The following is a 13,205-nucleotide window of genomic DNA, read 5'->3' on the forward strand; positions in this document are numbered from 1 at the left end:
TGAAGGTGAGTGGTCATATGACAAAAGTACGACGAATTCATACAAAAGCCTTCTATAAATTATAACGTTAACATCTAAGCGATGTAAATGAGATTAATTTGCTTTGCAATCAGCGCCGGTGCTTTTATATTATTTGTTAAATTTATCGTAGTGTACGATTGATTCTCTTGGCAATAATGCTTTAGCAGGCGGTTCTTTTTCCGGATATCCTAATCCGATAATAGCAACTATACGTCTGTCAGTTGGGATTTGGAGATGTTCTCGAACATAGTTCTCTCTTCTCTCAGACTCCTCTTGATCCTCGGAGTGGTAAATAGCTCCAAAGGCCGCACCAATTCCCAATTCAACTGCTGACAGCCAAATAAATCCACTAGCTATGGAGGAATCCTGCAGCCAATATTTGCTGATATCTGGACGTCCGGTAATGATAATGGCTGCTTGAGCTTCGGCAAGCCAAGGAACAAACGGTGTTGCTTGTGATAAATACTGTAGTGATTCCCGTTTTGTTACGAGTATGAATTCCCTTGATGGAAGATTATTACCCGCAGGAGCTAAATAGGCTGCGTTTACAATTTGCTCCAGTTCCTCTGCTGCTATCGGCTTCTGTTGATAATGAGTAATTTCCCGTCTTTTTTGAATGGCTTCAAAAATATTCATTTCATCATCACTCCCTATTTTTTCTTACATAAGAATGGTGCATAAGATTAAAATACTATTAATCTTATTGGAATACAATAAATCAACAGTATCATCTTTTATACATCAGTCTAAAATTTTACGGATAGTAAGAAGGAAATCCCTCGAAGTTAGTAGAATAATGTAATATACTGACTTTTTTGTAAATTGGAATTATATAAAGAAAAGAGGGTGTAAGGTGAAATTTATTAATTTTAGAACTGAAGATCAAATACGATTAGGTATCAAAACAGATAGGGGGATTATCGATATAGTGCAGGCTGCTGAGACCTATTCGCTTGATGTGCCAACGAAAATAGAAGATGTGATAGCAGGCGGAGATAAGGCTCTAAAGCAGCTAAGTGAATTGTTAGAAAAGGAAACCGTTTATCTTTCAGAGAAAGAATTAGTTTATGCACCAAGTGTGACAAATCCTGAAAAAATCATTTGTGTGGGATTGAATTATGTGGACCATGCAAAGGAATCAAGTATGGAAATACCTGCATCACCTGTACTTTTTAGTAAATTTAATAATACATTGGCTGCTCATAATCAAACGATTGAACTGCCGAAAAGTGCTGAGAAGTTTGATTATGAAGTAGAACTTGTAATAGTTATTGGAAAAGAAGCTGCGAATGTTTCAAAAGAGGAAGCTTTGTCCTATGTATTTGGCTATACGGTTGGTAATGACCTGTCAGCCAGAGATCTTCAATTCCGCAGCGGGCAGTGGCTGCTTGGTAAATCGCTTGATAACTTTGGTCCAATAGGTCCTTATTTGGTGACGGCTGATGAGATAGATCCGTCGGACTTAGATATTGAATGTAAAGTAAATGGAGTTGTAAAGCAGTCTGCCAATACTCGTGATATGATATTTGATTGTGCAACACTAATTAGCTATATATCCCAGCATATGACGTTAAAACCTGGAGATATTATTTTCTCAGGAACGCCTGAAGGGGTCGTTTTAGGCTACCCGGAAGATCAGCAGGAGTGGCTGAAATCAGGGGATGAGGTTCAGGTTTCAGTTGAGCAAATTGGTACATTAGTGAATATTCTTAAATAATATGTAATTGGGTAAAAATATGGATATCAAACAGCTAAATGAAAAGAGCCTACTTAAAAGGGAATGACCTAACAGTAGGTTCTTTCCATTTTTATTAATGGTTATATTTACCTGTTCTCTATTGATTTTTAGAGCTTTATGACTATAATAAAATATGATTAAGCATAAATTCATATAAAAAACTCATAATTATGAAAGCGATGAAGAACGATTTGTATATGGCACTATTGAATGGTTCGGAGCGAGTAGTGCAACCGACCCTAAAGTAATAGGGTCTTTTTTTTTTTCTTAGTTTTGTGTATGAACATTGTTGATTATTGACTCATCTAAAGCTGTGCTGAAAGGCGTGAGAAATGTCTATTTCTCACGGATGAGTCAAAAATCTGACTTATTAACATAGCCTTTTTCTTAAATTTTAAAACAGGTGATAACAATGAGTGAGAAGGATTTGGAGATAGAAGCAAAATATGAAGATTTAATTGGGACTATACTTGATGAGAAAGAACAAAAACTAAAGGTTTTGAAAGAATTAGCTGATGTTAAGCACGCTTTAGATCAATCAGCGATTGTGGCAATAACAGATCGGCATGGAAAGATTCTTTATGCTAATAATAAATTTTGCCAAATCTCTCAATATCAGTTGGATGATTTACTTGGCCAAGATCATCGAATATTAAATTCAGGCTATCATTCTAGAGCATTCTTTAAAGATATGTGGGCAACTATTGGATCAGGGGGAATTTGGAGAGGGGAAGTACAAAACCGGGCGAAGGACGGGTCTTTTTATTGGGTAGATACAACCATTGTTCCCTTTTTAAATGAAAAGGGAACTCCATATCAATATATATCCATTAGATATGATATTACGCTGAGAAAACAAATGGAAGAAGAACTTAAAAGTAGTGAGGAAAAATATCGCTTAATAACCGAAAACACAGCAGATTTGATTACTACTATTGATATAGAAGGGAATTTACTCTATATTTCGCCTTCCTACATGAACTTTTTAGAGATGGATTTATTAGAGTTGAAATCTAATAACCTTTACAAATGGATAGTACAAGAGGATCACGAATCGTTCTCTAATGAAGTGAAGGGTATTTTTACTAAACGAAAGCAATTTTCGCAGTTAGAATTTCGTCTTCAAAGGGTAAATGGAAAGTATATTGAGGTAGAAGCAAAGATTAACCCAATTGTTGATGAATCAGGTAATGTTCATTCATTAGTATTGGTGATTCGGGATATTACGGAACGAAAAAAAAATGAGAGAACAATTTATCATATAGCATACCACGATACATTGACTGGATTGCCCAATCGCAGGTTCTTTATGGACTGTCTTTACAAAGCCGTTCGCAATGCTGAGGATTTGAATGTAAAACTTGGGGTTATGTTTATCGATGTCGATAAATTCAAATATATTAACGATTCACATGGACACGAAATGGGAGATCAGATTTTGATAGAAGTAGCGAAACGAATTAGAAAATGTCTTCGCTCATCGGATGTAGTCGCTCGTTTTGGGGGAGATGAGTTTACCATCTTATTGTCAAACATTTCGGGTGCGAAGGATGTTGAAATTGTGGCACAAAGAATGGTTACTCTTTTCCGTGAACCAGTAGAGTTGGAAGGTCATTTATTTAATTTATCTTGCAGTATTGGTATCGCTCTTTATCCATCAAATGGGAGAGTGGTAGATGAACTGTTAAAGCGGGCAGATATCGCGCTTTACACTGTCAAGGAACAAGGGAGAAACGGCTTTCTATTCTTTCATTCTGATATGGAACAAAAATCATTAGAACGAATTTTATTAGAAAATGAACTTCGAAAGGCCATTCAGCAGCAGCAATTTTATATCGAGTATCAGCCTAAAAAAGATCTTTATACCGGTGAGTTGATTGGGATGGAGGCGCTAGTTCGTTGGGATCATCCGGAATTAGGAAGGATTGCACCGGATAAATTTATTCCAATTGCTGAAGAAACAGGATTGATTAATCCCCTTGGAGAATGGGTTCTTCGTCAAGGTTGCTTTCAAAATAAAGAATGGCAGAATCAAGGATACATGCCATTAAAACTATCTGTCAATTTGTCTGTCCGACAATTAACTCAACCTAACTTTGCGGGGAAAATTAAAGAGATTTTAAGTGAATCTGGTTTAGATGCAAAGTGGTTAGAATTAGAGGTTACAGAAAGTATTCTTGCAGATATAGAGAATTCAGCACGTACTCTTGAAGAAATTAGAAATCTAGGTATTTATGTTTCAATAGATGATTTTGGTACAGGATATAGTTCATTTGGTTATATTAAAAATCTTCCTATAGATACATTGAAGATTGATGCTTCGTTTATTCGAGATATTCATCTAAATAAAGAAAACAAGGCCATCGTAAAGGGAATTATTGATATTGCACATACCCTAAATTTAAATGTAATAGCAGAAGGTGTAGAAAGCCAAGAACAAATGCAGACTTTAATTGAAAATGGTTGTAATCAGGGACAAGGATTTTTGTTTAGTAAACCATTATTTAGGGATGAATTTGAAGTCTATTTGAAAAGCGTTACTAAGCCAAATTAAAATTATATTTGATTGAACTTGCTCAAGTTGGAGAAAGGGCTAAAGAACATTTGCCCTTTTTGGAAAAAATAATTGGCGGACACCTTTAAAAAATGTTCGCCAATAGAGTTTTTGAATCTAATGAAATTTAAAGTCTGCATTAGTAATGGAAGCTGTTGCTAAATTTCTCTTGATTAATCCCAGCTTCTATCAATGCTGCAGATAGTTTTTTGGCAAATTCTAACGCTCCATTTCCATCACCATGAATACAAATAGTATCTGCTTGAATGGAAACATCTGTGCCTTGAAGGGAATGAACCTTTCCTTTCTTAATCATTGTAATGACTTGGTTTACCGCCTCTAGAGGATCTGTAATCAGAGCATGAGGATTTGTTCGCGGGGTTAACGAGCCATCCTGTTGATAGGTACGGTCTGAAAATACCTCATGTGCGGTGCGTAGTCCAATGTTTTTTCCTGCATCAATTAGTCTGCTGCCTGCTAAACCATAGAGAATCAATTCTGGATCAATTTTATAGACTGCTTCTGCAATAGCTTCAGATAAGGCTATATCTTTGGCAGCCATATTGTACAGGGCGCCATGTGGTTTAACGTGCTGGAGTTTTCCACCTTCCGCTTTCACAAAGCCATAAAGCGAACCAATTTGATAGACTGTTATATCATAGGCTTCTTGTGGTGAAATCTTCATTTCTCTTCTGCCGAATCCAACAAGATCTTGAAAACCGGGATGTACTCCAATTCCAACACCTTTATCCAGTGCAAGCCGAACCGTTTTTCTCATGGTTGCCGGATCGCCTGCATGAAAACCGCAGGCAATGTTAGCTGATGTGATGTAATTAAGAATATCTTCATCAGCACCTATCTTATACGCACCAAAGCTTTCTCCCATATCACAATTTATGTCAACTGTGTACATTTTGATTTCCTCCTAAATAATTAATTCCGTGTTTTAGCTGTTTGATTTTCTTCTCTTTTTCTATCAAAAGAAGCTGTGCTTTTTCAAGCGAAATAGGGGAAAAATAGATCGTGTCTGACGGTTTAGCTTGGGCCAGACAAGGTAAATCTACAGAAGCAATTTCGCCTATCTTTGGGTAACCGCCGGTTGTTTGCCGATCAGCCATAAGGACAATGGGCTTTCCATCTGCAGGTACTTGAATGGTACCGAATGTAACCGCTTCAGATAATATTTCTGTTGGTTCCTCTAGGTGAAGCGGCTCTCCACTTAACCGGTAACCCATACGGTCAGACTGCGGTGTGATTTGAAAGGGTTTCGTCCAAAAGCATTCTTGACTTTCTTTTGTAAAAAGATGAGTATGTCGTCCGTCTATGACGCGGATAACAGGATTCTTCTCGAATGTTGGAAAAAGATTCGAAGAAACAGACCATTCCATCTCAATAAAAGGCTGATGATCACCCTTAGTATGCAATTTTTTCATTAGAAGGGAGGATTGGGCCGTTTTTTCAGCAAACGATAATTGATCACCCGTTTTTAGAGCGCGTCCATGAAATCCTCCTACATTCGCTCGTATATATGTGGAAGTACTGTTCATAATGGTTGGGATAGAGAAACCGCCCGCGACCGCCAAATAGGCCCGGCAGCCGGACTTTGCCTGTCCGAATGTAAGTTGTGCTCCTTTTCTAACAAGAACAGGGCGCCACATGCGGACAGGACGGTTTTGTATGGCAGGATTCATGTCGCCTCCACAGATAGCAATTAAAGAATCCTGCTGAAATTGCATGGTTGGTCCAAGCAGAGTCATTTCAATCGTTGGTTTGTTTTCTTCATTTCCTACTAATATATTAGCTAAACGATGGGAAAGGGAATCCATCGCTCCGCTTGTGATAACGCCGTATTTTTGATAACCAAACCGTCCAAGATCTTGAATAGTAGAAAGAAGGCCTGGTTTAGTAATTGTAATCATGATTTTTTCTTGCCTCTCTTTCCTTGAATTCTTTACTGGAGATACTGGTAAATTTAACTCTATCACCTGCTTTTAGCAGTGTAGGAGGTTCTTCATCAGGACGAAATAAGGAAACCGGTGTACGTCCAATGATTTGCCATCCGCCAGGTGTTTCGAGAGGATAGATACCGGTTTGACTACCTGCAATACCGACTGAACGAGCGGGTATTTGTAGTCTTGGTGTTTTTCTTCTAGGTGCAGCAATTCTCTCTGACATCCCGCCTAAATATGGAAAACCAGGTACAAATCCAATCATATAGACTAAATAATCACTCGAGGTATGGATTTGGATTACCTCTTCAGGTGTTAAGTGATTTAATTCAGCTATTATTTCTATGTCTGGCCCATATTCCCCTCCATAGCAAACAGGGATTTCAATGGTTCTTGATTCGAATGATTGATTAAGTGCAATACTGGATAATAGATTGTTTAGTTGTTCACAGGCATATTGGTAGGGGTGGATTCGTCCTTGTGTGAGACGTTCAATTTTCAAGGGATGATAATAGATGGTAACTGTAGTAAATGAAGGAATATATTCAACCATCCATTCAAAAGGATGATTTTGAAGATAAAAAGAAATATTCTGTACTTTTTGATGTGTCATTGCAGAGATATCTTTTCCAAGTTCGATGATAATACCTTGATCCCCCAGTGGAAATAATTTGTAATTCATAGTACCTCCAGTAAAGAAAAGTAGATTGATTTTATAAATTCAGAGATTCAAATGGTAAAAAACATAATAATAGTGAATATTTATATTATACTGAAGTTAGTGTTGTATTTAAAGAAAACAATAGAAGTTGAATTAATATATAAAAAATATATATTACTAGTAGAAAAAATGCTAGAATTTTAAGGTGTATTCAAAATATTCTATATATTAAACGGTCCTTTTGAAATCAAGAGAATAGCGGGTTACAATAAAGTATATTAATAATGGGGAGAAATATATATGAAAAAACGAGTTGTGATTACAGGTATAGGAGCTGTTACTCCTGTAGGAAATGATGCTGAAACATCATGGGAAAATATTAAAAAAGGAAAATCTGGTATTGCCCCGGCAGTCCGTATTGATGTGGAAAAAGTAGACGTAAAATTGGCCGGAGAAGTAAAAGATTTTGTGCCAGAAGAGTATATTGATCGAAAAGAAGTAAGAAGAATGGGGCGCTTTAGTCAATTGGCTGTTGCTGCCAGTAAAATGGCCGCAGCGGATGCCGGCTTGCAAATCGGTGAAAATGCAGTCCCTGAACGTGTGGGGGTATGGATTGGTTCTGGTATTGGCGGCTTAGGTGAATTTGAAGAACAGTATCGAAAGTTTTTGGATAAGGGTCAAAGAAGGGTGAACCCCTTTACGATTCCAATGTTTATTCCTGATATGGCAGCAGGGAGAGTATCCATAGAACTTGGAGCTAAAGGGATGAATAATTGCTCTGTAACAGCTTGTGCTTCTGGCTCAAATTCTATCGGCGACGCCTTCAGGGAAGTGCAGAAAGGAAGTGTGGATATCATGATTGCCGGCGGTACTGAGGCTTCTATTACAGAAATGACGGTAGCCGGTTTTTCAAATATGACCGCTCTTTCAACGAATCCTGACCCGAATACTGCGTGTCGCCCATTTGATAAAAACCGTGATGGTTTTGTGATTGCAGAAGGTGCCGGTATCATTATTTTAGAAGAATTAGAGCATGCATTAGCACGCGGAGCTAAAATTTATGGAGAGCTGATTGGCTATGGTGCTACAGGAGATGCTTACCATATTACATCGCCTGCCCCGGATGGCGAAGGTGCTGCTAGAGCCATGCAATTAGCATTAAAAGATGCTGATATCTTACCGGAACAAGTCGATTACATAAACGCACATGGTACTTCTACTCCATTGAATGACTTGTATGAAACAAAAGCCATTAAACATGTTTTTAAAGAGCATGCATACCAATTGTCAGTCAGTTCTACCAAATCTATGACAGGTCATATGCTGGGGGCAGCAGGCGCTGTTGAAGCAATCTTTTCTATATTAAGCATTAGAGATCGAGTTCTTCCGCCAACAATCCATTATGAAACAAAGGATGAAGAATTAGATTTAGATTATGTTCCAAATGAAGCAAAAGAGAAGGATGTTCAAATTGTATTGTCCAATTCTCTTGGATTTGGCGGTCATAATGCAACACTTATCTTTAGAAAGTACACAGAATAAGTAGAGATTATAATAAATAGCTGATTAGAAAATCTTATTTTTTCATAAATATTGACACATGAAAATGGATATGTTATTTAATTTATATCACGATTAGCACTCTTTGTAATAGAGTGCTAATTCTACTGTTTATTTTCAATACAACTCTTTTACTACGTAACAGCATGGTTCACGTAGTTTTAACTATGAAAGGAGAGATATATATGGAAAAGAAACAATTCCAAGCAGAATCAAAAAGGCTGCTAGATCTAATGATTAATTCCATTTATACACATAGGGAAGTATTTTTAAGAGAGTTAATTTCAAATGCTAGTGACGCCATTGATAAGATTTATTATAAGGCTTTGACAGATGACTCTTTGCGCTTTGATCAAGATAGCTACTACATAAAGGTAGAGGCCGATAAAGAAAATAGGACATTGAAAATTATTGATACAGGAATCGGGATGACAAGGGAAGATCTGGAAAATAACCTTGGAGTGATTGCCAAAAGCGGTTCCTTAGCATTTAAAAACGAAAATGAGCTGAAGGATGGTTATGACATTATCGGTCAATTTGGTGTAGGATTTTATGCTGCCTTCATGGTTGCCGATATAGTAACGGTTATTAGTAAGGCATTAGGAAGTGCCGAAGCCTACAAGTGGGAATCTGAAGGGGCAGACGGCTATACGATTGAGCCATGGAAAAAAGATGCTGTTGGAACGGAAATCATACTAAAAATAAAAGAAAATACGGAAGAAGACCAGTTTGACGAGTTTTTAGAAGAATATCGCTTAAAAGAAATTATTAAGAAGTATTCTGATTTTATTCGCTATCCAATCAAAATGGATGTAACTGTTCGAAAGCCAAAAGAAGACAGCGAAAATGAATATGTCGATTTTAAAGAAGAACAAATCATTAACAGTATGGTTCCAATCTGGAAAAAGAACAAAAACGATTTGACTGATGAGGATTATGAAAAGTTTTATCATGAAAAACGCTATGGCTTTGACAAGCCGTTAAAAACCATTCATACAAGCGTTGATGGAGCTATAAGATACAATGCAATTCTTTTTATACCTGAAAATATCCCATTTGATTACTATTCAAAGGAATATGAAAAAGGGTTAGAGCTTTATTCCAACGGTGTACTGATTATGAATAAATGCGCAGATTTGCTGCCTGACTATTTCAGTTTTGTTAAAGGGATGGTTGATTCCGAAGATTTGTCATTAAATATTTCAAGGGAAATGCTGCAGCATGACCGCCAGTTAAAACGAATCGAGAAAAATATTAACAAAAAGATTAAAAGCGAGCTCCTTACTTTATTAAAAAATGATCGAGAAAAGTATGAGAAGTTTTTTAATTCCTTTGGCAGACAGTTGAAATACGGAGTGTACAGCGATTTCGGTACACATAAAGAAGTATTGCAGGACTTATTGATGTTCTATTCTTCAAAAGAAAAGAAACTAGTTACTCTTGATGAATATGTATCTAGAATGCCTGAGGATCAAAAGTATATTTATTATGCTTCTGGTGACTCAAATGAACGGATTGAAAAGCTACCGCAAACAGAATTGGTATCTGATAAAGGCTATGAAATTCTTTATTTTACAGATGAAATTGACGAGTTTGCTATCAGAATGTTGATGACTTACAAAGAAAAAGAATTCAAATCAGTTTCTAGCGGTGACCTCGGAATTGAAGAAGATCAAACAGCAGCAAACGAGGAAACAAGCGAAAATAAGGATCTGTTTGCGAAAATGAAAGATATCTTAGCAGGCAAAGTGAAGGATGTACGTATATCAAAAAGATTAAAGACTCATCCGGTTTGTCTCTCCACTGATGGAGAAATTTCAATTGAGATGGAAAAGGTTTTAAATGCAATGCCTGACAGCCAGGGGATTAAAGCGGACAAGGTATTAGAAATTAATGCGAATCATGAAGTATTCCAATCCTTGAAAACAGCATTTGAACAGGAATCAGATAAGCTAGCCTTGTATACAAATCTTCTATACAATCAAGCGTTACTAATTGAAGGATTACCAATTCAGGACCCTGTTGAATTTACTAATGATATTTGCAAAGTGATGGTATAAGGATAAAAGCGAAGCAGTCCCGTACTTTAAAAGAGTGCGGGACTGCTTTTTTGCGGAATAAAAAATGGATGAAAATATTAAGATTAATTTACAAAATATAAATAATATTAAGTGAATACATAGTAAAATGAAAGTGGAATGAATAAACAGCAATAGTTAGTGCATGATCATCGTTTTATTAAAGTTGGCTTGGGAGGAATCTATATGAGCAAAATGACAGCACCTGAACGAGGCTGGGCTTTTTATGATTGGGCAAACTCCGCATATACACTGGTTGTCGTTACGGCTATTTTTCCGCTTTATTTCAAAGCATCGGCCACACAAGCTGGAATAGCGGCCTCGACATCAACAGCCTATTGGGGGTATGCCAATTCGTTTGCTACATTGTTAATTTCAATATTAGCGCCTATTTTAGGTACGATTGCAGATTTTAAAGGCTTTAAGAAACGGTTTTTTATCATCTTCTCGTCATTAGGAATCCTTTTTACGCTGCTATTAGCGATTGTTCCTAGTAATCAGTGGATGCTGCTGTTGGTTTGTTTTGTGATTACGTCACTTGGATTTTCGGGAGCAAATGTTTTCTATGATGCTTTTCTTGTTGATGTGACCACAGAGGAAAGGATGGACCGCATCTCTTCAAATGGATTTGCGCTTGGATATATCGGCAGCACGATTCCTTTTATTATATCAATTGGCATTATTTTATTGTCTCAGAAGAACATCATTCCGTTATCAACCACTGTATCAAGTCAAATTGCCATAGCCATTACAGCATTATGGTGGGGGATTTTTACCATTCCAATGTTAAAAAATGTGGAGCAAAGATACTATAAGAATCATGTTCCAAATCCAGTTTCGGCAAGTTTTAAACAACTGTACTCAACAGTAAAAAACATTAAATCTTACCGCCCTTTATTTTTATTTTTACTTGCTTATTTCTTTTATATTGATGGTGTTCATACGGTTATCAACATGTCGACAGTATTTGGATCAGATCTTGGCATTACTTCGACTACTTTATTAATTGTCTTGTTTGTAACGCAGATTGTAGCGGCTCCTTTTACCGTCTTATTTGGTAAATTAGGTGGAAAATACAGCGAAAAGACAATGATTATGGTCGGAATTATGGTTTATATTTTTATTTGCTGTTATGCCTATTTTTTAGACTCTGCCTTAGATTTCTGGATGCTGGCAATGCTTGTTGCGACCTCGCAAGGCGGGATTCAGGCGATGAGCCGTTCTTATTTTGCCAAGCTTGTCCCAAAAGAATCGTCAAATGAATTCTTTGGTTTCTACAGTATCTTTGGGAAGTTTGCAGCCATTATCGGACCGGTACTGGTCGGAGCGGCTGCACAAATTACGGGCAGCACGAACAGCGGTGTCTTTAGTCTAGTTATTTTATTTATCATTGGAGGAGTTTTGTTGCTTCGAGTTCCCAAGCAAGAGGTATCCGTAATGACGCAACCTAGTAGTCGTGATATGGATTAATGGATTATTTATGTAATAACTTTTATAAGTGCAGCTATAGAAAAAATGAAAGCCTGTCCTAAATGCGTTCTTAATTAAGGAACTTAGGGCAGACTTTATTATGAGCGGTTATCCTGGAAATAAATCAGAAGATAAATATCGTTCACCTGTATCAGGTGCTAAGCAGAGAACTCTTGCTGAAGATGGCAGTTTTTTTGCGACTTGGACAGCGAAATGGGCGGAAGCTGCTCCGGATGCTCCAACAAAAATTCCTTCTTCAGCAGCCAGTCGGCGTGCCATTACTTGGGCATCTTCATCTTCAATAAGAAGAACTTCATCATAGATGTCTCGGTTTAATATCTTTGGAATAAAACCTGGACCTGTTCCCGGAATTTTATGGGGTCCAGGTTTTCCTCCTGAAAGAACCGGTGATCCATATGGCTCTACTACATAAATCTTTAAGTCAGGAATTTGTTTTTTTAGTTCTTCGCCTGTACCTGTTACAGTGCCACCCGTTCCGGCTGTTAATACCAATGCATCCAATTTTCCTTCAAAGGCCTCCAAAATTTCAACTGCAGTCGTACCGCGGTGGGCATCAGCGTTGGCATCATTTTCAAACTGCATAGGAATAAAGCTGTCAGGAATTTCTTCTGCCAAGCGATTGGCTTCATCAATTGCTCCTTGCATACGAAGATTAGCTGGTGTTAAAATAACTTCCGCGCCATAGGCTTTCATAATTTTTACCCGTTCAGGTGTAGCGTTATCAGGCATCGTAATGATACAACGGTAACCTTTTACTGCACTTACCATAGTAATTCCAATTCCAGTATTGCCCGATGTTGGTTCAATAATCGTGCTTTTGCCGGGAATTAGTTCTCCCTCTGCTTCAGCCCGTTCAATCATATTAAGGGCTGCACGGTCTTTCACACTGCCGCCGGGATTAAATGATTCTAATTTCATATATACATTAGCACCGTTTGAATCCGGCAATTTATTTAATTGAACAATAGGGGTATTTCCTATTAAATCAATGATGGATTTGTAAATCTTCATGTAGACTCTTCCTTTCCTTTAATTAAAATTAACTATAATTCATATTAGTCTAGTAAGTTTACAGTCATTTTATAATACGATCATGAAGAAAACAACCTTACTTCTTTTCTATAATGAAGATTAACAATTTGGATTTTTATAA

The 13,205-nt window shown here is 37.2% G+C and carries 10 protein-coding genes; 5 read left to right on the top strand and 5 right to left on the bottom strand.

Annotated elements, in window-relative coordinates:
* Nucleotides 1-129: 129 nt before the first annotated feature.
* On the bottom strand, nucleotides 130-657 hold the full coding sequence (locus F4V44_RS03575; RefSeq protein ID WP_150438620.1) for a nitroreductase family protein: 528 nt from the start codon (nucleotides 655-657) through the stop codon (nucleotides 130-132).
* 217 nt (nucleotides 658-874) lie between these two features.
* Between F4V44_RS03575 and F4V44_RS03580 the strand changes: the two genes are divergently transcribed.
* Together F4V44_RS03580 and F4V44_RS03585 are read left to right on the top strand one after the other, a co-directional pair.
* Entirely contained in the window at nucleotides 875-1,738 is an 864-nt protein-coding gene (locus F4V44_RS03580; protein ID WP_150438621.1) for a fumarylacetoacetate hydrolase family protein, read from the top strand.
* A gap of 433 nt (nucleotides 1,739-2,171) precedes the next feature.
* Nucleotides 2,172-4,313, top strand: a complete 2,142-nt coding sequence (locus F4V44_RS03585; protein ID WP_150438622.1) for a sensor domain-containing protein — start codon at nucleotides 2,172-2,174, stop codon at nucleotides 4,311-4,313.
* Between the two features lie 139 nt (nucleotides 4,314-4,452).
* Here the strand turns inward: F4V44_RS03585 and F4V44_RS03590 are convergent, their stop codons facing one another.
* Genes F4V44_RS03590 through pxpB form a run of 3 tightly spaced genes read right to left on the bottom strand, consistent with a single transcriptional unit; the run spans nucleotide 4,453 to nucleotide 6,944 of the window.
* The gene (locus tag F4V44_RS03590; protein ID WP_150438623.1) at nucleotides 4,453-5,226 is read right to left on the bottom strand and encodes a LamB/YcsF family protein; all 774 of its coding nucleotides are present in this window, start codon (nucleotides 5,224-5,226) and stop codon (nucleotides 4,453-4,455) included.
* Nucleotides 5,213-6,232 carry a 5-oxoprolinase subunit C family protein gene (locus tag F4V44_RS03595; RefSeq protein ID WP_150438624.1) on the bottom strand — a complete coding sequence of 340 codons (1,020 nt, stop codon included), beginning with the start codon at nucleotides 6,230-6,232 and terminating at the stop codon, nucleotides 5,213-5,215. The genes F4V44_RS03590 and F4V44_RS03595 overlap by 14 nt, the downstream gene beginning before the upstream one ends.
* Nucleotides 6,216-6,944, bottom strand: a complete 729-nt coding sequence (pxpB, locus tag F4V44_RS03600; RefSeq protein WP_150438625.1) for a 5-oxoprolinase subunit PxpB — start codon at nucleotides 6,942-6,944, stop codon at nucleotides 6,216-6,218. Before pxpB ends, F4V44_RS03595 begins: the two co-directional genes overlap by 17 nt.
* Before the next feature lie 279 nt (nucleotides 6,945-7,223).
* Here pxpB and fabF point away from each other — a divergent pair, with 279 nt between their 5' ends.
* From fabF to F4V44_RS03615, 3 genes are all read left to right on the top strand, one after another.
* Nucleotides 7,224-8,465 carry a beta-ketoacyl-ACP synthase II gene (fabF, locus tag F4V44_RS03605; protein ID WP_150438626.1) on the top strand — a complete coding sequence of 414 codons (1,242 nt, stop codon included), beginning with the start codon at nucleotides 7,224-7,226 and terminating at the stop codon, nucleotides 8,463-8,465.
* A gap of 203 nt (nucleotides 8,466-8,668) precedes the next feature.
* The gene (gene htpG, locus F4V44_RS03610) at nucleotides 8,669-10,543 is read left to right on the top strand and encodes a molecular chaperone HtpG (RefSeq protein ID WP_150438627.1); all 1,875 of its coding nucleotides are present in this window, start codon (nucleotides 8,669-8,671) and stop codon (nucleotides 10,541-10,543) included.
* A 204-nt stretch (nucleotides 10,544-10,747) separates the two neighbouring features.
* Entirely contained in the window at nucleotides 10,748-12,031 is a 1,284-nt protein-coding gene (locus F4V44_RS03615; RefSeq protein WP_150438628.1) for an MFS transporter, read from the top strand.
* Between the two features lie 108 nt (nucleotides 12,032-12,139).
* On the opposite strand, the gene cysK is transcribed toward F4V44_RS03615, so the two are convergent.
* Nucleotides 12,140-13,063 (bottom strand): cysteine synthase A, encoded by a 924-nt coding sequence (cysK, locus tag F4V44_RS03620; RefSeq protein ID WP_150438629.1) that lies wholly within the window; start codon nucleotides 13,061-13,063, stop codon nucleotides 12,140-12,142.
* Between the last annotated feature and the right edge of the window lie 142 nt (nucleotides 13,064-13,205).

The sequence above is a fragment of the Niallia endozanthoxylica genome (genome assembly GCF_008710145.1).
In the GTDB taxonomy this organism is placed as follows: domain Bacteria; phylum Bacillota; class Bacilli; order Bacillales; family Cytobacillaceae; genus Bacillus_BD; species Bacillus_BD endozanthoxylica.